Annotated in this window: 1 protein-coding gene; it reads right to left on the bottom strand. The window is 41.7% G+C overall.

Translation table 11 applies throughout. The annotated features are described in order from the left end of the window. The coding region (locus HMPREF2758_RS01095) for a Cna B-type domain-containing protein (RefSeq protein WP_148128866.1) at nucleotides 1–662 on the bottom strand (662 nt) is incomplete at both ends.

Here is a 662-nt window from a genome sequence, read left to right as displayed (position 1 = left end):
TCAACGTTATTTTGCTTAAGAACAAAGGTCACGTCTGGCTTGGTGATCGATTCGCCACCAGCCCATACTTTTGTCACCTTGATCTGAGTCTTAGGTTGGTAAGTGTTGGTAAGCTCAATATGGTTATCACTTAATTCCGTACCTAACTGATAGTCTTGATTATTAAGAATTCGTTCTCTTACGGTATAGGCATAGAGATGACCTGCTCCATCGGTTGCTGGAAGGTCAGTCCATGGATAGCTGGTCGTACCGTTTACCAATTCAATCGTACTAACCACTTCTTCAAACTGACTTCCATCCCCTTCAACAAAGGAGTGCTTGTTAACATCGAAGTCTGAGTTCAAGATCTGATCGGTTACCCGTCTCAACAATTCCAAAGTAATGGTTGGCTTAACTTTTGGTCCACCTACCCATACCTTATCAACCGTGATGCTTGTCTTGGGTACGATGTATTCATTGTTAATGGTGAAGCCATGACAATCTTTGACAATCTCACCTTTTTGACGGAAATGATCCGACGTAAAGACTTCCTCAACCGTATATTGATAGAGATTACCGTCCGCATCATACTTATCAAGATCCCTCCATACGAAACTTGTATCCCCATCTTTTAAGGTCAACCGTTTGATCTCAACGTTATTTTGCTTAAGAACAAAGGTCAC

It is taken from the genome of Facklamia sp. HMSC062C11, assembly GCF_001810675.1.
Classification (GTDB): domain Bacteria; phylum Bacillota; class Bacilli; order Lactobacillales; family Aerococcaceae; genus Facklamia; species Facklamia hominis.
Note: the sequence above shows the minus strand (reverse complement) of the source record. Positions and strands in the feature narration are given on the sequence as shown.